Origin of the sequence: Sorangium sp. So ce693 (assembly GCF_051521375.1) — a bacterium.
GTDB classification, from domain to species: Bacteria; Myxococcota_A; Polyangia; order Polyangiales; family Polyangiaceae; genus Sorangium; species Sorangium atrum.
Genome location: NZ_CP150347.1, coordinates 8,896,377 through 8,918,683, shown reverse-complemented (window position 1 = coordinate 8,918,683; position 22,307 = coordinate 8,896,377). Strand labels below are relative to the sequence as shown.

At 72.7% G+C, this 22,307-nt stretch carries 14 protein-coding genes; 6 read left to right on the top strand and 8 right to left on the bottom strand.

What is annotated here, in order from left to right; translation table 11 throughout:
* Nucleotides 1-276 precede the first annotated feature (276 nt).
* Nucleotides 277-891 (bottom strand): hypothetical protein, encoded by a 615-nt coding sequence (locus WMF14_RS33185; protein ID WP_272094975.1) that lies wholly within the window; start codon nucleotides 889-891, stop codon nucleotides 277-279.
* A gap of 100 nt (nucleotides 892-991) precedes the next feature.
* Complete coding sequence (locus WMF14_RS33180; protein WP_437792771.1) at nucleotides 992-3,493, bottom strand: M1 family metallopeptidase; 2,502 nt, start codon at nucleotides 3,491-3,493, stop codon at nucleotides 992-994.
* Between the two features lie 509 nt (nucleotides 3,494-4,002).
* On the opposite strand from WMF14_RS33180, the gene WMF14_RS33175 reads away from it, so the two are divergent.
* A complete protein-coding gene (locus WMF14_RS33175; protein WP_437792769.1) occupies nucleotides 4,003-5,271 on the top strand; it encodes a hypothetical protein in 1,269 nt (422 codons plus the stop codon).
* Nucleotides 5,272-5,291: 20 nt separating this feature from the next.
* Nucleotides 5,292-6,758, top strand: a complete 1,467-nt coding sequence (locus WMF14_RS33170; RefSeq protein ID WP_437792768.1) for an OmpA family protein — start codon at nucleotides 5,292-5,294, stop codon at nucleotides 6,756-6,758.
* Between the two features lie 124 nt (nucleotides 6,759-6,882).
* On the opposite strand, the gene WMF14_RS33165 is transcribed toward WMF14_RS33170, so the two are convergent.
* The 5 genes from WMF14_RS33165 to WMF14_RS33145 all read right to left on the bottom strand — a co-directional run bounded on the left by WMF14_RS33165 (nucleotide 6,883) and on the right by WMF14_RS33145 (nucleotide 13,741).
* Nucleotides 6,883-7,923, bottom strand: coding sequence for a hypothetical protein (locus WMF14_RS33165; protein ID WP_437792767.1), 1,041 nt, complete (start codon nucleotides 7,921-7,923; stop codon nucleotides 6,883-6,885).
* The gene (locus WMF14_RS33160) at nucleotides 7,901-9,547 is read right to left on the bottom strand and encodes a protein kinase domain-containing protein (RefSeq protein WP_437792765.1); all 1,647 of its coding nucleotides are present in this window, start codon (nucleotides 9,545-9,547) and stop codon (nucleotides 7,901-7,903) included. Before WMF14_RS33160 ends, WMF14_RS33165 begins: the two co-directional genes overlap by 23 nt.
* A gap of 192 nt (nucleotides 9,548-9,739) precedes the next feature.
* A complete protein-coding gene (locus WMF14_RS33155; protein ID WP_437792763.1) occupies nucleotides 9,740-10,777 on the bottom strand; it encodes a TOMM precursor leader peptide-binding protein in 1,038 nt (345 codons plus the stop codon).
* Between the two features lie 31 nt (nucleotides 10,778-10,808).
* Nucleotides 10,809-11,582 carry a SagB/ThcOx family dehydrogenase gene (locus WMF14_RS33150; protein WP_437792762.1) on the bottom strand — a complete coding sequence of 258 codons (774 nt, stop codon included), beginning with the start codon at nucleotides 11,580-11,582 and terminating at the stop codon, nucleotides 10,809-10,811.
* Nucleotides 11,583-11,593: 11 nt separating this feature from the next.
* Complete coding sequence (locus tag WMF14_RS33145; protein WP_437792760.1) at nucleotides 11,594-13,741, bottom strand: TOMM precursor leader peptide-binding protein; 2,148 nt, start codon at nucleotides 13,739-13,741, stop codon at nucleotides 11,594-11,596.
* A gap of 1,082 nt (nucleotides 13,742-14,823) precedes the next feature.
* Between WMF14_RS33145 and WMF14_RS33140 the strand changes: the two genes are divergently transcribed.
* Nucleotides 14,824-16,701 (top strand): amidohydrolase family protein, encoded by a 1,878-nt coding sequence (locus WMF14_RS33140; protein WP_437792758.1) that lies wholly within the window; start codon nucleotides 14,824-14,826, stop codon nucleotides 16,699-16,701.
* Between the two features lie 78 nt (nucleotides 16,702-16,779).
* On the opposite strand, the gene WMF14_RS33135 is transcribed toward WMF14_RS33140, so the two are convergent.
* Nucleotides 16,780-17,868 carry a serine/threonine-protein kinase gene (locus tag WMF14_RS33135; RefSeq protein ID WP_437792756.1) on the bottom strand — a complete coding sequence of 363 codons (1,089 nt, stop codon included), beginning with the start codon at nucleotides 17,866-17,868 and terminating at the stop codon, nucleotides 16,780-16,782.
* An 838-nt stretch (nucleotides 17,869-18,706) separates the two neighbouring features.
* Between WMF14_RS33135 and WMF14_RS33130 the strand changes: the two genes are divergently transcribed.
* The 3 genes from WMF14_RS33130 (at nucleotide 18,707) to WMF14_RS33120 (ending at nucleotide 22,101) form a co-directional block, all read left to right on the top strand.
* Nucleotides 18,707-19,996: a hypothetical protein gene (locus tag WMF14_RS33130; RefSeq protein WP_437792754.1), complete on the top strand. Its 1,290-nt coding sequence runs from the start codon at nucleotides 18,707-18,709 to the stop codon at nucleotides 19,994-19,996.
* A 185-nt stretch (nucleotides 19,997-20,181) separates the two neighbouring features.
* The gene (locus tag WMF14_RS33125; protein WP_437792753.1) at nucleotides 20,182-20,817 is read left to right on the top strand and encodes an MBL fold metallo-hydrolase; all 636 of its coding nucleotides are present in this window, start codon (nucleotides 20,182-20,184) and stop codon (nucleotides 20,815-20,817) included.
* A gap of 165 nt (nucleotides 20,818-20,982) precedes the next feature.
* The gene (locus WMF14_RS33120) at nucleotides 20,983-22,101 is read left to right on the top strand and encodes a branched-chain amino acid aminotransferase (RefSeq protein WP_272094958.1); all 1,119 of its coding nucleotides are present in this window, start codon (nucleotides 20,983-20,985) and stop codon (nucleotides 22,099-22,101) included.
* Nucleotides 22,102-22,307 lie beyond the last annotated feature (206 nt).

Genomic DNA, 22,307 nt, shown 5'->3' with positions numbered 1-22,307 from the left:
GTCGTTTACGTGGTCGTGGTCGTAGTCGTTTACGTGGTCGTGGTCGTGGTCGTTCACGACCTACCGTTGACGACCACGACCACGACCACGACCACGACCACGTAAACGTTCACGTTCACGTTCACGTTCACGACCATGTAAACGTTGGTGACCGGTGGAGGGGGGCCGGCTTCGAGCCGTGAGCGTGACCGAACGAGCGTGGTTAACGCCCATGAGGGGGCGGGGCCTATCGCCCTGTCGATGGGGGACGGGGGAATACGATCTGACAGGGATCGGCTAGGCGGACGGCGAGCGGCAGAGCGTGAAGTAATGATCGAGCGAACGCTCGCCCTTGAACGCGGCGCCGATGGACACGTCCTTCGAGACCCGACGCATGAAATCACGGGTTCCGTTGTAGACGAAGAACTGGAGTCCTTTGCTGTTGGGGACGACCCGGGGCCAACCGTCAGGTACGGGGCCGTCAGGGACCTGGAAGTAGTCGATCACGATGGCGCCACGCTCCTGCCACGCAGGGTTGCCGGCCGTCGGGACCGCGACGAAGAAGCCCGGGCCAATCCAGGGACGCGTGAGTCCCTCGTTGTAACCGAAGAGCCGAGCGCTGCCGTCCTCGGGCAAGGCAAAACGCTTCTCGAAGGAGCGGAATGTGGACGGGAGAGGAAGGCTGTTCCTGCCTTCATGATGAACCGCCACGCGGCGCGGTGTGCCGTCCGGGACGAAGAAGTCGAGCGTGAGCGGGGGGGCTTGGCTCGCGGCGGCATAGAGCGCCCGCTGCTCCGCGCGCGTCGTGGTCGACAGGGCGCTGCGGCGCTCCTCGTGCGTGAGGCCGTCGAGGTGCTCGGCGATGCGAGCTATCGGGGCGTTCTGGCGAAGAAGTTGGACGAGCTCCGACATGGGCAGCGGAGCATAGCAGCGTTCGGTCGCCGCGCAGAGGGCCGGCCTCGCCCTGGAGCGAGGCCGGCGGGGGGAGATGCGATGTCGCGGCGAGCGAGCGTCAGAGGCAATCGACGGGAGAGCGCAGCAGCTCGGCGGTGGTGTCCGTCAAGTCGGCGCCCTCGAGCCCCGCGGCGAAGCGGCGGAAAGCCTGCTCGTCACCGCCCGTCAACGCGAACGCCGCGCAGACGGCGGCGGGGTGGGCCGAGCGGGCCGCGGGCGAGCGAAGCACCCGAGCGAGGCCGTCCAGCGCGCCCTGGTTGCCGGCCGCCGCGGGCGCGGCGGAGGCCACCACGGCGCGGAGATCCGCGGCGAGGACATCGGAGACGTCGGTCGCGCCGAGCACGCCGGCGAAGAAGGCACGAAAGACCGAGAGGGCAGCCGGGTCGAGCCCGTCCAGGTACGTCGCGAGGTGCCGGATCGCGAGCACGCGCGCGCGCACCGAGCTCGCCATCTGCGCGACCCTGCCCCACGTGCGGAGCGCCGCCTCGGGCGGCAGCTTGAACTTGGACAGGTACTGGAGCCGCGCGTCGGAGACGCCGCCCGAGGCGAGCCCGGTCTCGAGCGCGGACCAGTCCTCGGCGAACAGCTCTTCGGGGGACACGACGGCGCTGCACGACGCGTAGCTTGCGACGTAGTCGAGGCCGTAGCTGTACGGCGCTCCAGCGAAGATGCCGGTGAGCACGCTCGACCACGCGCCGCGGACGTCGGCGTCGAGGCCCGCCGCGCACGCGGCGTCGCACGCCGCGGCGAGCGAGACCGCCCGGGCCGCCTCGCCGTCGAGGCCCTCGACGAACGCCTCGAACTCCTCGGGCGCGAGCCCCTTCGGCAAGCCGTCCTGGAGCGCGGCGAGCTGGTGCGCGCCGCCCACGTCGAGGAAGCACGAGACGCCCTCGGGGTCCGCGGGGACGCGGCGCGGGGCGAGCGTCGCGGCGTAGGCCTCGAGATCGTGCTCGGTGCTCAGGAAGGCCCACTCGGGGTGGCGGTCCTGCGGATCGACGACGAGGAGCTCGCCCGGGCGCGCGGGCGCGACCTCGACGCGCTCGCCGGGCGTGAGCGTCTGCACGCGGGGCGGGCCGTCGCCGGCCACCCACGCGAGCTCCAGGGGGGCGACGAGCGCGCCCTCCGGATCGTGCACCGTCACGAACGCCCCGCCGGAGGGCGCGGGGTCGACCGTGAGCCACGGGAGCGCCTTGGCGACGACCGCGCGCCGCGCGCGCGCAGCCGCCTCCGGGCCGAGCGCCGGCGCGAAGGCGTCGAGGAAATCGTCCGTGCCGATGGTCCCGAACCGGCGCTCCTCGAGCACCCCGCGGAGCGCCGACCAGAACGCCTCCTCGCCGGCGAGGCTGCGGATCTGGGTGAGCAGCCAGGCGGCGCGGCCGTAGGGGCCGCTCGTGTACTTCTCGCCCGGCGCGAGCGACGGATCGCGGACGGCGTCGCCGTCATGCGGGCCGAGCTCGTCGCCGTTCAGCGTCCCCGCGCCGCTCTCGTCCGTGTAGACGCGGACGGCCTCCTGCTCGAGCAGCGTCGCCATGCCCTCCTTGATCCAGAGGTCGTCCCAGGTCTCCACCGTGACGAGGTCGCCGAACCACTGGTGCGCGAGCTCGTGCGTCGTGAGCAGGAGATCCGAGGAGAGCGCGGGCTGCGTGCTCCGTTCCTCGCGCTGGAAGGTGATGCTCGCGTGCTCGACCCCGCCCACGGAGAAGTCCGGCAGGAGCACGAGCGCGTACTTCTCGAAGGGGTACGGCACGAGCAGCTCCTCGTAGCGGCCGATGGCGCGCGCGAGCTCGTCCACCATCCCGCCGTGATCGCCCGGCAACCCGCGGCGGTGCCAGACCGCGATGGGCAGATCGCCCTTCGTCCCGCGCTCGACCTCGAAGTCGCTGATCGCGAACGCCATGAGGTAGGTCGGCAGCGGGTAGGCGGTCTCGTACCGGACGAGGTGGCCCGGCGCCCCGAGGTCTTCGTCGCCGACGAGATCGCCGTTGGCGATCATCGCCTCGCCGCCGTCGACGCGCATGGCGATCGAGAAGATGGCCCGGTCCGAGGGGGCGTTGTGGCACGGCATCCACCGCGACGCGCCGAGCGGCTCCGACACCGTGTAGACGGCGCGCACGGCGACCGGATCGCCCATCCGCGCCGGCACCGCGCGGAGGGCGTCGCCGGAGAGCGCCTCGTAGTCGATCTCGAGCGCGATGGGCGCGCCGCTCATCGCCTCGGGCTCGCTCGAGAGATCGATCGCGAGCTCCTGGCGCTGCGGATCGAGCGCGTGCGGGAGCGCCCCGCCGCCCTTGCGCCGGACCTCCTTCACCTCGGTGACGGCGCTGTCGAGGACGACCGTCCTCGGGCCGTCTCCGGTGAGCGACAGCGTGAGGCCCAGCGTCGCGACGAGGCGGCTCCGCTCCCAGTCGAACTCGCCCCGGAGGTCGTAACGCTCGACGTCGAACGCGCTCCCCTGGAGCGGCGCCGGACCCTCGTCCGAGCACGCGGCGGCGAGCGACCCAAGCAGCAGGCAAGCCACCCGGAACGCTCCGGGGCGGTGTTTCTGGAGTGTGCAATGCATCGCGGTTCCTTCGATCGGAAGAGGGATTCACCTCGCGAGGCCAGGCGCCAGCGCTCGGACCCCCCGAGCCCACGGCGGCGCAGCGACGCGTAACTGACCGCGGGACAGTTACAGAACACGGGCGCGTGGCCAAGCCAGCTGCGCACGGCTGAGGCCGTGGCGAACCGCTCGGTGATGAAAAGAAGGGGTGCTCGGTCGCCCGCGTCACGGTCGCTCGGCGCTCCGGGCCGCCGCGCGTGGAGACCGCGCCTCCGGCGCGCGCGATCGCCCTCCGCCGTGCTCTCCGCGCTTCGCTCGTGTATGCGGGGAGGCGCGATGATCAGCGGCTCAATCGTCAAGGAGGGTGAGCGCGTCGACAGGGTATCGACGGTGAGGGCTTATCCCGTGCGCGTGGGTAGGACGATTGTGTGGATGCATGGTGTTGCAGGCGCGCACCCTTGCGCACTCTGGGCGCGAATCGCCTTTCATTTGTAAGGGTTGCAGCGACCTGTGCGAGGATGCTCCCCGCCATGGCACAACACAGAGATGGGTGCGCGCGGGGGCGCTCGTGGGTCGCGCCGCTGGCTGTAGGCGCGGCGCTCGGCGTCGCGCTCGTTCCGAGGAGCTCGTCCGCTCAGACGTGGACGGGCGGGCGGACGACGCCGGTGCTCGACGAGATCGTCGCGATCGACAGGACCGGGGAGCCCCGGTGGCCCTACGGCAAGGAGGACGTCGCGGGCGACGGCGAGGCGACCTTCGACACGCCGGAGCGATCGATCGACTTTCGCTCCGCGTACGCGGTCGCCGCCGATGGGCGGTTCTGGGTGCGCGGGTATGTGTCGGAGACGGCCTCGATCAGCGGGGAGGCGACGCTCTTCGTGTTCATCGACACCGACAGGAACCGACAGACCGGCGGCACGGCCGCGACGGCGGGGATCGATGAACGGTTCACGAACGACGAGTCGCCGGGCGGCTACGAGATCGTGCTGGGCGTGAAGGGCGACGGCACGCGCGCGGGGGTCTGGTCCTTCTCGGGGGCGTCGGGGCAGTACGAGCCCGTCGACGTGACGGACGCGCAGATCGCGACCGAGGCAGGGACGGACGTCGACCCCCTGCTGATCAACGACGCGACGCGGGGGTACGCGCAGGCATCCATCGCGCTCGATCTCCTCCTGGGCGTCGGCGTGTCGTGCGAGGCGAACCTGTACTTCCGGTCGGTGAACGACGCGGCGGCGCTCGGGCCGGGCGATCTCGACATCGGCATCTCGGCCCCGTGCGTCGCCGGCGACGCGGACGGCGACCGCGTGCCCGACGTGATCGTCCCGCCCTCCGGCTGCACGCGCGACGCGGACTGCGCCGGCGGGGGCATCTGCGTGGACGGCGACTGCATCCTGCCGGTGTCGTGCGTCGACGATGTCGACTGCGACGCGGACGAGGACTGCTCCCCGGACCACCGGTGCGTCCCCACGCCCGGGGACACCTGCACGTCGAACGCCGCGTGCGGCGATCTCGTGTGCGTCGGCGGGCAGTGCGGCCCGTGCTCGCCGGCCTCGTCCGAGTGCGGCGCGGACCTGCGCTGCGCGCCGACCGGGCGCTGCGTCGACGGCGCGGCATCGAGCGGCGCGGGCGGTCCGGGCGAACCGGATCTCCTGCCGGGTGATGCGGTCCAGGGCGGCGCCTGCGCCTGCGCGGCGGGGCCCGCGCCGTACGGAGGGGGAGCCCTGTCGCTGCTCGCCGCCGGCGGGCTCGCGCTCCGGTTGCGGAGGCGCCCGCGCCGCGGGCCCGGAGCCGGTCGATGAAGCCGATGAAGAGGAGATCCATGCGCGCACCGATCCTCGCCGCCACCGCCTGCGCTGCCTGCGCGGTCCTCGCCGCCGCGACGCCCGCGTCGGCGCAGAGCACGGACATCGACGTCGAGCGCTTCAAGCCGGCCGTCACCCACGACGCCTTCGTCGTCACGGAGGGCTCCGGCGTCCGCGAGCCCGGCGATCCATGGGAGTTCGGGCTGTTCCTGAACTACGCGCGCAACCCGCTGATCGTCGCGACGGGCGACGGCGAGGTGCGGAGCCAGATCGTGAGCGGCCGTCTGGGCGCCGATCTCATGGCGTCGGTCACGATCGCCGAGCCGTTCGCGCTCGGCCTCGACGTCCCGTTCTTCCTCGCGCAGTCGGGCGAGGGCTCTCCGTCGTTCGCGGGCCTCGGCGACATCCGGCTCGTGCCGAAGCTGCGCCTGCTCGACGACCGCGACTCCATCGGCCTCGGCCTCGTGGCCGAGCTGCGCGTCCCGACGCACACCGGCGATTTCGCGGGCGGCGCGCGCAACGTCGTGTTCTGGCCGCGCATCGTGCTCGACCACCGGTTCGCGCCCGGCCTCCGGTTCGGCGTCAACGCGGGCGTCGCGATCCGCGAGGGGACGACGTACGCGAACGTCGAGGCGGCGAGCGAGCTGACGTACGCCGCGGCGCTCGGCTACCGCTTCGGCGGCATCGACGGGAAGGTCGAGATCGGCGCCGAGGCGAACGGCGGCATCGGCATCGCCGCGGACGACCTGAACGAGGAGGAGACGCCGCTCGAGGCGCTCGGCTACGTGAAGATCAACCCGAGCGAGGAGTGGGAGATCACCGCGGGCCCGGGGATCGGCGCGCTGGCCGGCTACGGCGTGCCGATCTTCCGCGTGTTCGCGGGCGTGAAGTACACGCCGACCTCGCACGACAGGGACCACGACGGCGTCGACGACGAGCGCGACCAGTGCCCTGACGTCGCGGAGGATCGCGACGGCGATTACGACAGCGACGGCTGCCCCGAGGAGGACGCCGACGACGATCACGACGGCGTGCCGAACGCGGACGACGAGTGCCCGGACGAGAAAGAGACGATCAACGGCGTCGAGGACGACGACGGCTGCCCCGACAAGGGCGAGCCGCGGGTCGCGTACGAGCAGGGTGAGTTCGTGATACGCGACACCATCCGCTTCCGGACCGGCTCGGCCGAGCTCGAGCCGGAGTCGTACAGGACGCTCGATCAGGTGGCGCTCGTCATGAAGGCGAACCCCGAGATCGAGCGGTTGCGGGTGGAGGGGCACACCGACGAGACCGGCACGCCCGAGCTGAACCAGGAGCTGAGCGAGCAGCGGGCCGAGGCGGTCCGGAAGTACCTGATCCGGAAGGGCGTCAGCCCGGGTCGGCTCACGGCCGAGGGCTTCGGGTCGGAGAGGCCGGTGGCCGAGGGCACCGACCCGGCGAGCCTGGCGAAGAACCGCCGCGTGGAGTTCGTGATCGACGAGTGAGGCGCGCTCGCCCGGGAGCGGCGCGTCGCGCTCTCCCGGGCACGGTGGCGGGCACGGCAGCTGGCCTGCAGCGGGGCCGGCCGCCGCCGCGGCGCGCCGTGGCGGCAGCCGCAGCGGCCAGGCGTCAGAAGCGGCCGTAGATCGCCAGCCCGCCGCCGGTCGTACCGACGGCAGGCGCGACCACGATCCGCGCCGCCGCGGGCTCCGTGTCGCCGAGCGACGTCACGAACAGCGCGACGCCGGCCGCGAGCCCGACCCCGCCGACGATGAAGCCGGCGGTGGACAGCTTCGCGGCGCTCTTGGCGTCTTCGACCAGCGCCACGCCGCGGGCGTCGCAGAGCGTCTCGGTCCGGCAGTGCTCGTCCTGGGCCCGGTTCCACCGCGAGCTGGCGAGGAGCCCGAAGATCGAGCCGGTCACGACGCCGGCGACGCCGACGCCGCCTGCCACGAAGGAGAGGGTGCGGCGGGTGCCCACCCCGCCATCTCCGTCGCCGCCCGCGCCCGGCCGGAGCGGCGCAGCGGGCGGCCCGGGCGCTTCGCCGGGCGGCGGCGGGGCCGCTGCGGTCGCCGCGGGGTCGTCCTCGAGGGGCGGGACCTCCACGGTCACGACCTGACCCGGGCCGGCGGTCTGCGCCTCGACCGAGAACGGCTTCTTGCCGGGCGCGGTCGCCTCGACGCGGTGCTTGCCCGGATCGACAGGGAGCGGCGCGCCCCACGCGCCGGCGTCGAGGACCGCGCCGTTGCGCCTCACGACGAGCCCGTCCGCCGGCGTGCTCACCGTGATGGCGAGGCGCTCGAGCTTCTTCTCCAGATCGGCCGCGCGGCGGGTCGCCTTCGCCTCGCGGTCCGCCTGGCCGGCCCGGCTCGCCATGTCCGCCGCCTCGCGGAACGCCGCCCAGGCGCTCGCGGTGCGGCCGACCCGCTCGAGGCAGTCCGCCAGGTTCCACTGGGTGCCGTAGCCCGGGTCCAGCCGCTGGCTCGCCGCGAACTTGGGGCACGCCTCGGCGAGCTTGCCCTGCGCGACGAGATCGCGACCCTCGCGGAAGAGCGCCTCCGCCGCGGCCGCCTGGTCTGCCGACGGCTCCGCGCGCGCGACGCCCGCGGAGAGCGACAGGAGCGCGGCGACACACCACGCGACGCGGCTATTTCCTCGATGTCTCGTCATCGTCATTCCTCGGGGGCCTGGTGGGCGGCGGCCTGGCCGCAGACGGCCTCAGCGTGGGCGGGCGAGCGACGACGCTCGCCGACGCGGCGGCGCGCGAGGTCGCCGCAGCAGAGGGCAGCGCCGCGGGCGTCGACGACGCCGCTGCCGGCGGATCCACGGGCGCGTCGGCGGACGGCGGCTCGGCGCTGGCGGACGGCGTCGGCGTTGGCCTGGCCTCGACGCCGGCGGACGGGGGCGGCGGCTCGGCCTCGGTGCGCGCAGGCGGCGCCGGTTCGGCCGAGGGCGCGGGCGTGGCCGGCGGCGCGCTGCGCACTGCGAGGTAGACACCCGCTCCGCCCGCGAGCGCAGCGGCCAGCACGCCGCCGGCGATCAGGGCGACGGGCGGGCGCGACGCCGGACGCTCGGGGCGGTTCGAGAGCCGCACGCTCGTGGCGGGCGCCGTGGCCGACAGCGCATACGGTCCGGATTGCCCGCCCGACGGGCGCCCCGCGGCGTCGAATGGCGCGGCCGACGCGCGCGGCGGCGTCAAGGCGGCGTCGAATGGCGCGGCCGACGCGCGCGGCGGCGTCAAGGCGGCGCCGAACGGCGGGTTCGATGCGTGCGGCGGGGTCAAGGCGGCGCCGAACGACGGGCTCGACGTGCGCGGCGGGGTCAGCGCAGCGCCGAACGGAGCGCTCGACCCGTGCGGGGGGGCCGAGATGGCGCCGAACGACGCGCGCGAGGCGCGCGTGGCGGCGTCGAGCGGCACGAGCATCGCCTCGACGATCGCCTCGCCGCCCGGCAGGAACGCGCGCAGCGCCGCCGCGAGCTCGCCGGCGCTCGCGGTGCGGCCCGCCGGATCGATGACCAGCGCCCGGTGCACCACGTGGGCGACCTCCGGCGGCACCCAGGGCGCGATCTCCTGGATCCAGCGCACCGGGGTCGTGCAGATGGCCAGGACGAGCTCTCCGAGGCCGGTCAGGTGCTCGTTGGGCCGATGCCCCGAGAGGGCGTGGTACAGGCTGATGCCGAGCGACCAGACGTCCGAGCGCGCGTCGATGGCGCCGCTGCCGCGCGCCTGCTCGGGCGACATGTAGAGGGGAGACCCGAGGAGCGCGCCGCTCTTCGTCATCCCGCCGTTGCCGAGGCTGTTGTCCGTCACCTTGGCGACGCCGAAATCGAGCACCTTGATCACGCGCTGGCCGCCCTGCTTCCTCGCGAGGAACAGGTTCGCCGGCTTGATGTCGCGGTGGACGATGCCGGCCTCGTGCGCGCGCTCGAGGCCGAGGGACGCCTGCAGCCCGATGCGGAGCGCGAGATCGACCGGGAGCGGGCCGAGCCGCTCGATGAGGGCCTGCACGTCCTCGCCCTCGAGGAACTCCATCGCGATGTACGGCGCGCCGGTCTCGCGGTCGCGCCCGGTGTCGAACACCTGCGCGATGTGCTCCGACTCGACCGCGCCGACCGCGCGCGCCTCGCGCTGGAAGCGGCGGACGAGCTCGTCGTCCGCCGCCTGGCCGAGGATGACCTTCACCGCGACGCGGCGGCCGGTGCCCGCGTGCCGGGCCTCGTAGACGGCCCCCATCCCGCCCTGGCCGAGCAGCCGGATCATCGTGTAGCGGTCGTCGAGGGTTCGACCGATCATGGCGCGAGGCCCGGGCCATGGGCGCGCGGCGTCGATCGCGTCGACCGCGCGCGCGAGACGTCCGTCCGGTCGAGGACCGCCCCGCGGTCCAGCTGCCGGGGCACGCCGGCGGCGAGCGCGTCGTCCATGCGGGAGGCGGCTGGAAGGGGAGGCCTCTTCACGGCCGCAGGCTAGAGCACCTCCGGCCCCGCGTCATCCCTCGCCGCAAACCTTGCACCAGGGCAGCCTCACGAGCGTGTGGTGCGATGTCTCGAGCGTCGCGAGGTCCTGGATCAGGAACCTGCCCCCGAGCCTGGACGGCGTGTACGCCGAGAGCACCTTGAGGGCCTCCATCGCCACGAGGTGGCCGAGGAGCTGACCCATCGTGCCGGCGTGCGGCGCGGGCTCGGCCAGGGAGCGCGCCGCGGGCGAGGGGTTGAGCGCCTCGGTCGCCGCGCAGACCCGGCACGCCGTCTTCCCCGGGAAGACGAGGGGCCCGAGGACGGCCGTCGTCCCCGCGAGGTGCGAGAAGAGCGAGGCGATCCTTGCGCGATGGCCGAACCGCGCGACGCGCTCCAGGAGCTCCGCGTCGTCGCTGCGCACCGCCGCGACGAGGAGGTGAGGGAGCCCCTCCGGCGAGAGGAGATCGTCCCCCTCGAGCGCGCCGGAGGCGCTCTCGTCCACCCGGCAGAGCGGCGCGTGCTGGCGGATCAGCGCGGCCACGGCGCCGCGGCGAGGCGCGCCGAGCGCCGCCGCCCCCCGCGCGCGGACCACCGCGACGTCGCGCGGGCCGACGGCGCCGCCGTCGATCAGGCGGAGCGCGGAGACGCCCGCCCCCGCGAGCGCCAGGGCGGCCGAGGCCCCCCAGGGCTCGAGGCCCACCACGAGCACGCGCGCGCTCGCGATCCGCTGCGCAGCCTGCTCCGGGGCCGACGACCACTTGCGGAGGAACTCGCGCTGCCCGCGGAGGCGCTCCCCGTCGCCGGACGGCGCCTCTGCGGCCACCGGCTCGACCAGCCCGCGCGCCTCGAGCAGGTCGAGGAACGCCGTCACGCTCTGCCGCGAGTAGTCCGCGAGCGCCTCGACGAGCGCCTCCCGGTCGCGCGACCCGTCGAGCAGCGGCACCATCCGCTCGACGAACGCGCTCACGTCCAGGCCGGTGAGCTGGAAGGCGCCGAGATCGGAGCGGAGGATGACGCCCACGTCGGTGGGCGTGATGCTGGCCGAGCGGCTGAGTCGAATGCTGGGCATGGTGCTCTCCGACGCTTCTGGTTCAGGCACGCTAAGGCCCCTTCCGGCCCCCGGCCGGCGCGGGCTGACCGATGCAGATGACGTACATGGTGTCTTCCTCGGCCGGGAGCGCCAGGAAGGCCTTGAGCTCCTCGTCGTAAAATCCGCCGATCGCCACCGGGCCGAGGCCCATGGCCGTCGCGACGAGATAGAGGTTCTGGCCCAGGTGCCCGGCGTCCAGCCACAGGAAGCGATATCCGCGCTGGCCGTATTTCCACATCGTGCGGAACGGCACTGCCGTGATGATGACCACGACATTGGTGTTCAGGATCATGTCCTGACCCGCCGTGAGATCCACGAGCGTGGGGTGCGCGAGGCCTTCCCGGCGGAGCTCGAGCTCGTGCGCACGGGGGTCGTAGTGGTGCAGGCCGTCCGGGACCCCCTCGACGGCCTGCGTCGCGACGTAGATCTCGAGCGGATACCGGCCGCCGGCCGAGGGCGCGGGGCGATCGCAGGTCCACGCCCCTTCGACATTCCGCGTGCCACGGACGCCGTAGCTCGCGTGGAGGAGCCGCCCGAGCGCCTCGATGGACATCGGCCTGAGGGCGAACTCGCGCTGCGACCGCCGCTGCTCCAGCACCGCGCCGAGCGGGGCGTCGATCGCGAAATCGCGCCCGGGCAGCGGCGTGCGCGCCGAGCCGACGTAGGTGCGGAAGTTGAGCGGCTGGAGATCCCCGTCGAACGGCGGCTCCAGCGGCCGCGACCTCACGTGGGAGGACTGGAGATGATAGAGCCGCGCAATGTCCGTCTCTTTGCTCCTTGCCATGGTGTCCTCTCTCAGGCCATCGGGTGAGGGTCAGGGTTGATGCCGTGGGGGGTCATCGAACGGAGACGCGGATTACCGAGCTGAGCGAGCTGGTGGCCGAAATGGATCTGCTGGAAAGCGGGCCCGAGCGCCCGGGCGACGCGGAACGGGGTCACCGCGAGGTCGGGCGACGTCACGTCCACGATCGCGATGCGCAGTCCCGCGGCCTGCACACGCCGGGTGAGCTCGGGCAGCGAAACCTCCTCGGGCTCCTCGAGCTCGGCGGCGGTCACCGTGCCTCCTTCGCGGAGGAAGGCGAAGGCCGCGGCGCGGCTCGGGGGGAGGTAGTAGACCGCGTGATCCTCGAGCGTGAGCACGTCCTCCGGCCGCTCGGGGATGGCGACGTGTTCGCCCGTCATCAGGCGGAAGGCGTAATTGCCTATCTGGCCCTGCTCGAGGATGGCTTTCCGGATCGCGGTGAGGGGGCTCAGGTGGGCGGAGATCGAGACCACCGCGCCGGGCCACCGCTTGCCGTCGCCGTAACCGACGCACATCACCACGGGGACCGAGACGCCCGCGTCGAGCAGATACAGCTCGATCCGGGCGCCGTGCTCCTCGATCTGCCGGGCGATCTCGTGCAGCTCGGGGTCGAGCGAGTCATCGGGCAAGATCCGCCGCCCGGGCCGGCGAGCGAGCCACGAGATCATGAAGGCGTCGCGCTCGATGAGCTCGAGCGCGGCCCCCATCGCCGCGCCCTCGAGCGTCGCGCCCGCCGCGAGCCCGTTCGAGGTCACCTGGCAGAAGTGCGCGTCGTGTCCTCCGCAGTAGCCGTAGTAGGTCGGGAGCGCCGGCACGTACACGGGCGCGCCCGTGTCCATCCAGCGCCCGAGGGCCCAGTCGATGGGCGCGGCCGGATCGACCCGCGTGTACGGGAATCCGGGCTTTGCATACTGCTCCTCGCTATAGAGACAGAGCTGCTCCGGTGCGATGAAGTCGCCCTTCATTCCGGCGACCGAGGAGCGAAGGAGCTGCTTTCGGTCGACGAGCTCGGCAGAGTAGCGCTCGACCGCCTCGCCGGTCGCTCCGATCAGGGCCTCGACGGCTGTGACGCCCTTTCCGATGCCGGCCTGCGGCTCGCGCGAGCGGTGGGCGTGCGGCGAGCCGTCGGTGTAGTCGCCGAGGAGTGCCGTGGCCGTGACGCACGCCTCGGGGGCGAGCGCCGGGCTCGCCGCGTCCAGCGTGAGGCGGTGGACGATGCCCGCCCGCGCGTCGACGACGCCGGCGAGCATCCGCCGGAGCGCCGCGGGGTCGGGTGCGTCGCGCAGGTGCGCGCCCCCGCCCCGACGCGCGCTCCCGGTGCGGAGGGCCTCGGCGGCGCCGCCGCAGATCGCGCACCAGGGCATCTGCAGGAAGGAGTGGAGCGACGCCTCCGGGTCGACCAGGCCCTGGACCATGAAGCGGCCCGCGAGCCGCGACGCGGCGCGGTTCATCAGCAGATCGAGGGCCGCGAGCGCGACGGCGTGGCCCAGGAACGCCGGCATCGGCGCGAGGTAGGTGCGCGCGCGGCGCTCCGGGCGCGCGGCGAGGAGCGACGCGTGGAGCGCGTGATCCGCCTCTCGCTGGTTGCTCACCGCGAGCCTCCGCAGGCGACAGCAGTCCCAGCACGCGGTCTCTCCTGGCACGACGGCCGGGCCGATCACCGCGTCGAGCCCCTCGAGGTGCGCGCTGAGCGACGGGACGGACGCCGCGTGAGCGAAGCGGGCGACGCCCTGAAGGACGAGGAGATCATCGCCAGGGACGCAGGCGAGGATCAGGTCCCAGCCGGTGTCCTCCTGGACGATCGGGCGATCCGCGGCGGCGAGCAGCGTCCCGGGCGTGACCGCGCAGCCGGGGGCGAGCCGCGACAGCGCCGTGGAGAGCGAGCGCGCGCGATCCTTCCCGAGATCCGCCTCCGCGAAGGGGCCGAGATCGTCGGCCGTGACCTCCCTGTCGTCGAGGACGTGGAGCGCGCCTACGCCCAGACACGCGAGCTCGGTGGCCGCGATGGCGCCCCACGGTTCGAGCCCGACCACGAGGACGCGCGATCGCGAGAGCTTCTCGCGCACCTCGGCCGGCGCAGGCGGGACGGTCCCGTCGAGCGAGGGAGCGGTGGTCGCTGAGCTGGGCAGTTGAGTAGCCACGCGAGATCTCCAGGAAAGCGCAGCGCGGCGGCGCCTCGACGAGCGGCCGCCCTGCACCTTCGGTAAAGAGGTTCAACTCTGTTGCTCGGGGAGTCGCGCCCCGACAAGCGAAGGAGAGAAGAAACTCGAAAGCTCACCACGACCGCGCGACGTCGTGCGGTCGTGGTGAGCCGGGGAAGACGGGAAGGTGCCTTTCTCGAACTTCGCGCTCCTCGTCCCCCTCCAGAGCTCTATCGCTGGGCCCGGGCGGCCTCAGGGCTAGCTACAGTGGCCGCACCTGCACCCGCCGCACCGGCATCCACCGCAGCCGCACCGGCATCCGCCGCAGCCGCAGCCGCCGCAGTGGCCGCAGCCGCCGCAGCCGCAGTTGTAGCTGGCCGGAGTCGCTATTGCCATGTCGTCCAGCCTGGCCGACAAATCGTTGATGGCGTTGCGCAGCTCCTTCACCGTCACGTCCAGATCTTTCGGAGAATTGGTTTCGTTTTTCGGATCACTCATCGCAGAGCCTCCCACGAGTAGGTGAGGCACGCAAAGGGTCTTCGTCAATACGGTGGCTCGTCGCCGGGCGACGGAAGTTCGGTTGAACTCCCTATCATTCCAGGGGCGCCCCGATCCGTGGACAGCGCGAGAGATGCCGCCGCCAAAGGGGGTTGTCCGCGGGCTCCTCTCTCTCTCTCCCCACACCGGCGGCTCTCCCGGGTGGCCCGGATCGCCGCCGGAGCAGCAGAGAAGGCCGGAACAACATCGAGAGTTCAACCCTGCGCTCCCTCCGTGGGCTCGAGCGGCGGCGCTTCCGGGATAGGCCTATTTGTCAAGCCCGCCTGCGATGCGGAGCGATCCTCCGCTCGGGCCGGAGAGCCGAGAGCGGCGTCGGGGACGGAGCGCCTCGCTCGCGCCGCCCTCCTCGGCGCGAACGATCCTGGATAACGCGGCACGCTGCGGGCGCGCGCACTGCGCTGTGCACTCCACCTCATTCGATTGCTTTTCGTCGCTGCCTCCGGTACCCGGTCCGCCTCTCCTCGGGTGCCAGAGGCGCCCATCAACAACGGAGTGTCATGCGTCGTACTTCGCTCGGATCGGCGATGGGTCGCCTCGCTTTGTCTGTCGTCGCCGCGTCACACTGGCTCGCAGGCTGCGGCGTCGCGGAGCGCCCCTCGACGCCCAGCGCGTCCGACGTGGGGTGTGCGGGCTGCACCGTGCTGAGGGGAGGCATGGTGTTCGACGGCACGCGCGCGGCCAGGGCGACGGTCGTGATCGAGGGCGACAGGGTGAAGCAGGTCGCCTTCGGCGACGCCGAGCCCGGCGTCGAGGCCGCGGGCGGCGAGGTCGTTGACGTCGCCGGCAAGACGGTCCTCCCCGGGCTCATCGATCTCCACGTCCACTCGCTGAGCGTCGCCGGGCCCTATGCGTACTACGACGCCGACCTCCACCTCGAGGACCACACGAAGGCGATGCTCCGCGCGGGCGTGACCTCGTACCTCGACCTCGGCTCATCCCAGCACGTCATCTTCGAGCAGCGAGCGCGCATCGACGCCGGCGACATCCTCGCGCCGCAGCTCTTCGCCGCCGGGCCGCTGCTCACGCCGACCGGAGGGCATCCCTGCTATCAGGGCAGCCCGCCCGGCGACACCTGCGTCTTCATCGACTCGCCCGCCGACGTCGATGGGGCCTTCGAGGCGCTCCTCCCGAGGGCGCCCGATTTCATCAAGATCGTGATCGAGGCGGGCGGATCGATGCAGCTCCCGCGCCTGACGCGCCCGTCCGTGGCGGCGATCCAGGCGGCCGCCGCGGCCGCGCACGTCCGGGTGATCGCCCACGCGACGGCGGCCGCGGACGTCGAGGTTGCGCTCGACGGCGGCGTGACGCTCTTCGCGCACATCCCGGACGAGGACCGAATCTCACCGGAGCTCGCGCGGAGGATGGCCGCTGCCGGGGCCGTCGTCGTCCCCACGCTCGCGGTGGCGGATGGCCTGTACCGCACGGCCCACGGAGCGCTGACCGAGCTCGACGACCCCGCCCTCGTCGACGACGTGCCGATCGGCGTGATCGCGGCCCTGCGCGATCCCTCCTTGCTCGCGGAGCTCAGGACGGCGCATTTCCTGGAGCTCGTGGAGCGGCGGCGCGACCATGCGATCGCGAACCTCGTCACCTGCTACCAGGCCGGGGTCACCATCGCCGCCGGCACCGACGCCGGCAACCCGGGCGTCTTTCACGGGCTGAGCCTGCGCCGCGAGGTCGCGCTCCTCGTCGAGGTCGGGATGCCGCCGCTCGAGGCGCTCGCCGCCGCCACGCGCCGCGCCGCGGACGTGCTCGGGCGGCCCGATCTCGGGCGCATCGAGCGAGGGGCGCTCGCGGACGTGCTCGTGGTCGACGGCGATCCGCTCGCCGACGTCCGCGCGCTCGAGCGCGTGTCGCGCGTCTACAAGTCGGGCGTCCTCCTCGATCGCGAGGCGCTCGCGTTGCCGCGCAAGACGAGCCTCGCGCGGGAGCCCAGGACGGGCGCCGGCCCCGGCGAGGCGTGCCTCGCCGCGTCGGAGTGCGCGCCGGCGCAGTCGTGCAACCCGGCCCAGGTCTGCGCCGCGACCTGCCGCGCCGCCTCGGACTGCGCGCCCGGGAGCGCGTGCTTCCTCGACAGCGGCTCGTTCACGGGGGGGGCCTGCATCGACGGCGACGGCTGCGATCTCTTCGCGCAGGATTGCGCCAACGGCGCTGCCTGCGTGTTCTGGGGCAACGGCTCGACGTCGTGCTGGAACGCGGGCGCGGGCTCGGACGGGCAGCCGTGCGACGCGTCGTTTGCGTGCGCGCCCGGCAGCGTCTGCGACCCCGCGAACACCTGCAGAGCGCTCTGCGATCCGCGCGGCGAGCGCGGCGCGCCGTGCCCGGGCGGCGAGCGGTGCGTCGATCACACAGCGCTCGCAGGGCTCTCCGTGGGAACCTGCGAGCAGGCCGGGCGCCGCTGAGCGCGCGATGACGCCGGTCGCGCGACGACGCCGGACGCGCGCGACGACGCCGGACGCGCGCGACGATGCCGCGCGCGCTCAGCGCGACGCGAGCAGCCAGGCGATCACGCTCCCGATCGCGAAGAACAGGATGCCCGCGCCGGCGATCACGGCCCGCGAGGTCCGCCGCTCGATGAAGCTGGCCGCGGCCCGGAGGCTGGCCGGGGCGGCGATGGCGATGCCGCTGTCCGGCGCGCTCATCTTCTGGACGGCGGCGTCGAGCGCCACGAGCACGGCGCGCGCGTGGGGGAAGCGGTCGTCCGGATCCTTGGCGAGCAGGCGCATCACGACCGCCTCCAGCGCGGGCGGGACGACGATGCCGGGGGAGCGCTCGGCGATCGGCGGCGGCACGGCCGACCGGTGCTGCGCGAACAGCGCCGACGGCTCGACCGCCGTGAAGGGGTGCTTGCCCGCGAGCATCTCGTAGAGGATGACCCCGAGCGCGTAGAGGTCGGCCCGCCGGTCGACGGAGCGCATGCCGAGCGCCGCCTCGGGCGCCATGTACGCCACCGTGCCGAGCAGCACCCCGGCGTTCGTGAGCGAGCGGCGCGAGCCGTCGTCGGTGATGGAGAACTGCTCGATCGGCACCTTGGCGAGGCCAAAGTCGATGAGCAGGACGCGCTCCTCCGGCCCGTCGAGGACCATGACGTTGAGCGGCTTCACGTCCCTGTGCACGATCCCGAAGTCGTGCGCCGCGTTGAGCGCGCTCGCGAGCTGGCGCGCGATGTTCGCCGCGCGCCGCGGCGGGACGGGGCCCTGGTCGATGAGCTTCCGCAGCGTGGTGCCGCGGATGAACTCCATCACCATGAACCACGCGCCGTCTTCGAGCTGGTTGATCTCGTAGACCGCCGCGACGTTCGGGTGGAAGATGTGGCGACCGGCGAGCGCCTCGCGCTCGAAGCGCTCGATGAGCTCCGGCAGCTCCTCGGCGTCCGGGTGGAGCACCTTGACGGCCACGTCCTCGCCGGTCGCGAGCTTCTTTGCCCTGAAGACGGCGGCGATGCCGCCCATCGCGACGAGCTCCTCGAGGCGATAGCGGTGGACGAGCGTGCGCCCGACGAGCGTCATCGCGCGCTCTCGCGCCGCGGAGCTCGCCTGGCCTCCCGCGATGAACACGGACTCGCTCATGCGGCCGCGCCTCCAGGCCGAGCCCCGCGCGCGGCGTCGAAGAGGCCGCAGCGCAGGGCACGCACAGCCGCGCCGCGCGCTCCCCCGTGACCTCGCGCCACGCGGCGGAACAGCGGATCCACCCTGGATGACATCGTATGCTCACACACGCGGCGTCCGGAGGGTAGCGCCCCTCCGCGCCCAGCGCCATCTTCCCGGTTGGGCGCGGGGACGATGCGCGCTCGGGAGCGGGCGGGCGGCGCTGAAGCTGGAGCTCACGGAGCACGCGTGAGCCAGGCCTCCCGAGAGGCCCTCGGGAGATCGCGCCCGCCGCCGCGGCCGCGCGCGCTCTCTCGAGATTCCACCGCTCCGCCGTGATCGTGAGTCGCCTGGCTGTGCCGTCTCCTGCTCTGATGGCGCGGCCTCATCGTGTCTCCGGCCGGGGCGCGCGGAGACGGCTCATCACCTGTGCCTCACGGCCGCGCGGCCGCGCGGTCGCGCGATGGGCGAGCGCCGGCCGCACGAGATGCGGAGTCGCGCGCGCCCCGGACGTGGTGAGAGCCCGTTGCGCGCCGGGCGGCGCTCGCCCGTCGACGGCGGAGCGCGACCACTTGTCGGTAGATCCAGCGACATCGCCGGAGCTCCAGCCGCGCGCGCCCGCGGGGCGGCCGAACGAGCGCCGGGGTCGAGCCTGCTGTCCTGCCACGAGCGCCCTCGCCCGCCGCATCGGCGTCATCCTCCTCCGGATCCGCACGAGGCGTGCCCGGTCGTGCGCGGACGAATTAGGTTTGAAAACACATCAAGTTCACAGATGCGTTTTTTCGACAGGCTCGTGTAGCCTATATGGGTGGAGGTTTCCATGCACAGCACAATGCGTCGCACCGTTCTCCTCGGGCTCGTTTCCGGACTCGCCGTAGCAGCTTGCTCCACGCCTGAGGCGTCGAACCTCTTCGCTTCCGGTGGGTCCGGTCCAGGGAGCACGGCTTCCGCGGGAGGAGGCGAGGGCGGCGCGCCGGGCGATGGGGGCGCGGCGGGCGTGGGCGGCCAGGGCACCGGGGGCGAGCCGGGCGTGGGAGGAGCGACCGCGGGGAGCGGCGGTAGCGGGGGCGTGGGGCCCATCGTCGACGAGCCGCCGGTCTGCGGGGACGTTTACGTCGATTGCGACGCGGATGCCGAGAACAGCTGTGAGGTCAACGTGACCAACGACGCCCTCCATTGCGGCACCTGCCCCGTCGAGTGCGACGGCACCTGCCGGGACGGCACGTGCATCCGCACCTCGATCCACATCTCGGGCCAGCAGGATCCGCTGTACCTCGCTGTCGCCAACGGCGTCGTGTTCTGGACCAACGGGGAGCAGGGCGTGGTCAGGCAGTGGACGCAGGGCGAAGCTGTTGCGATCAACGTCGCTACCGGGCAGGTCCAGCCGGCCGATATCAAGGCCGACGCCACCCACGTCTTCTGGGCCAACCAGGGCGTGGCCGGCGAGAACGACGGCCGGGTGATGCGGGCGCGGGTCGGCGGCCAGGAGGCGCCGGTGGCGATCGCCGCAGGGCAGGCCGCGCCGTTCGGCGTCGCGATCGACGAGGAGTTCGTTTACTGGACGAACCGCGAGGGCGGCGGCTCCGTGGTCCGCGCGCGGAAGGACTCGAACGGCAACGGGCCGTTCACCGTCATCTCGGACGGGGGCGGGACGACCCACGCCCTCGCGGTCGACGAGACGCGCGTCTACTGGACCGTGCGCGACGAGCGCGGCATGGTGATGTCCGCTCCCAAGGACTCCAGGGGCCAAGGCCCGTTCACCACGCTGGCGGCCGATCAAGGCCAGGTGCGCGAGATCGCCGTCGATGCGACGTACGTCTACTGGACGACCAGCAGGACCGGCAACGTGATGCGCGTGGCCAAGACAGGCGGAGAGCCCACGGTGATCGCGCGCGGGCAGGGGAACCCGAGGGGCATCGCCGCCGACGCGACGGGCGTTTACTGGGCGGACCCCACGTCGCCGAACGTCATGAGGATGCTGCCGAACGGCATCATCGGGGCCGTGGCGGCCGGGGAGCCGTCGCCCTATGGCATCGCCCTCGACGCGACCCGCGTCTACTGGACCAACGGGCTCGGCACGGACGGCAGCATCGTGAGCGCCCCGAAGTAGCGGCCGCGGGCGGCCAGCGCGCGCGGGATCGAGCGTCCGAGGCCCCGAGGATGCGAGCTCTCCCCGCGCCCATCAGCGCCGCAGCGCCGCGCGCTCCGGGCGGCGGTCGAACGGGGCTCGCGGCGCCGCCTCGCCGACGATGTCGCGCGTGGAGGTCGGGGCGCAGCGTGCTACAAGCTCGCCCCGTGCTGCTCGAGACGTTCTCCGTAGGTCCGCTGGGGTGCAACTGCTCGATCCTCGTCGACCCTGTGAGCAAGGGCGCCGTGGTCATCGATCCCGGGGGCGATTTCGACAAGATCCGCGCGCGCGTCGAGCAGGCCGGCGCGAAGGTCGCGGCCATCGTGCACACGCACACCCATATCGATCACGTGGGCGCCACGGCGCCACTCCAGCGCTGGTCCGGCGCCGCGGCCCGCATCCACGAGGCCGATCGCTTCCTCTACGACATGCTCCCCGTCCAGGCGGCGATGCTCGGCATTGCGCTGCCGGAGCGGTGCGAGGTCGACGGCGACCTGAACGACGGCGCGGTCGTGAAGGCGGGCGGGCTCGATCTGCACGTGCTCCACACGCCGGGGCACACGCCGGGCAGCGTCTCGTTCCTGGTGCTCGCGGAGACGGGCGCCGTCGCGTTCACGGGGGATACCCTGTTCCGGCGCAGCATCGGCCGGACCGATCTGTGGGGAGGCGACTCGGGGGCGATCGTCTCATCCATCCGGGGCAAGCTGCTCACGCTCGATCCGTCGACCCGGGTCGTCACCGGACACGGCCCCTCCACGACGATCGGCGAGGAGCGCGACAGAAATCCCTTTTTGCGGTCGTGATGCGCCGCCCGCTCGCGCGCCCGCTTATGCGCGTCGCCGCGGTGCTTTCTCGCGAGAAAGTGCTTGCATCCCGCCAGAATTCTTTCGAAAAATGCCGCGCGACGATGACGCGCATCGGCCCACCCGAGCCGGGTCGACCGCTGTCCGCCGCAGAAGTCGAGCACGATGAGCACTGAAAGCGCGCCTGCCACGAAGGTCGATCTCGAGATCCTAGCCACGCCGCATCCCCTCGGCGACGCGGAGCGCGCGCAGCGCATGCAGAACCCTGGCTTCGGGCGCGTGTTCACGGAGCACATGGTCGTGATCCCGTACGCGGCGGACAGGGGCTGGCTCCGCGGGCAGCTCAGGCCGTACGCGCCGATCACGCTCGATCCTGCGGCGATGGTGCTGCATTACGGTCAGGCGATCTTCGAGGGCTTCAAGGCCTATCGGCAGCCGGACGGGCGCATCAAGACGTTCCGGCCGGAGGCGAACGCGCGCCGCTTCAATAGCTCTGCCCGCCGGCTGGCGATGCCGGAGATGCCGGTCGACCTGTTCGTCGGCGCTGTCGACGCCCTGATCCGCCAGGATCGCGCATGGGTCCCCTCGCCGGTTGGCGAGAGCCTGTATGTCCGACCGCTGATGTTCGCCACCGAGGTGGCGCTCGGGGTGAGGGCGTCGCGCGACTACGATTTCCTGGTGATCGCGTCGCCTGCGGGCGCGTATTTCCCTCAGGGCGTGAAGCCGGTGACGGTCTGGATCTCGGAGGATTTCGTCCGGGCGGCGCCGGGCGGCACGGGCGCAGCCAAGTTTGCGGGCAACTACGCCGCGAGCCTGCTCGCGCAGATGAACGCCGCGGCCGAGGGCTGCGCGCAGGTGGTCTGGCTCGATGCCGTCCAGCGCAGCGTCGTCGAGGAGATGGGGGGAATGAACATCTTCTTCGTCTACGAGGAGCGGGGGCGCCCCGTGATCGTGACCCCCGAGCTGACAGGCACGCTCCTGCCGGGCATCACCCGCGACAGCATCATCCAGCTCGCCCGGGATTTCGGTTATGCCGCGGAGGAGCGCAGGGTCACCTTCGACGAGTGGCGCGCGGCGGTGCGCGAGGGCCGCATGACCGAGGCGTTCGCGTGCGGCACCGCCGCGGTCATCACGCCCATCGGCGCCGTGAAGTCCCGCGAGGGGACCTTCTCCATCCACGACAACGAGACGGGCCCCGTGGCGGCGCGCTTCCGCGACGCGCTGCTCGACATCCAGCACGGCCTCGCCCCCGATCGCCACGGCTGGATGCACGACGTGGTCTAGCCGCTTCGGATACGGGCCCACCTCGGCGTTTTCGGTGCTCAGCGCACCGGAGTGCGCTTGCGCGCCGAAAACGCCGATCTGGGCCCGTCTCCTGTGCGGGTGACCGTCGCTCTGGTCTGCGTGGTGCAGAGGGTGACCGTCGCTCTGCTCTGCATGGTGCAGAGGGTGACCGCCGCTCTGCTCTGCGTGGTGGAGAGGTGGGCGGA